Origin of the sequence: Verminephrobacter aporrectodeae subsp. tuberculatae At4 (assembly GCF_000193225.1) — a bacterium.
GTDB lineage: Bacteria > Pseudomonadota > Gammaproteobacteria > Burkholderiales > Burkholderiaceae_C > Acidovorax > Acidovorax aporrectodeae.
The window spans coordinates 1-368 of sequence record NZ_AFAL01000795.1 but is presented as its reverse complement, the minus strand read 5'-3'; the positions used below and the strand labels follow the sequence as shown (position 1 = coordinate 368).

Genomic DNA, 368 nt, shown 5'->3' with positions numbered 1-368 from the left:
GCGCCTGCGCCTGCGCGGCGCTGGCGCGCGCCAGCGCGGCCGTGGCGGGCGCCGTGAAGCCGGCGCGCTCGCTCAGCGCCGACAGGCGCTCGGTCTCGGCCCGCGAATGGGCGTCGCGCTCGGCCAGGTCGAATTGCTCCAGACAGCTGCGCAGGCTGCTGGTCTGCTGCGCCACTTCGGCGGCCACGCTCACACGCGCCTCGTGCCACAGCGCCTGCGCACCGGCGAGCCGCTGCCCGGCCGCGGTCTCGGCGGCGGCGTTGGCGCCAAACAGATCCAGTTCCCAGTTGGTCGCCAGCCCCGCCTGCGCAGTGCTGGCAACGTGGCCCAACTGCTCGTTGAAGCCCCGGCCGGCCTTGGCCTGCGCG

General features: G+C 75.8%; 1 pseudogene. It reads right to left on the bottom strand.

The features are described from left to right. Positions 1–368: pseudogene (locus tag VTU_RS29375) on the bottom strand (TolC family protein); the annotation flags it as partial.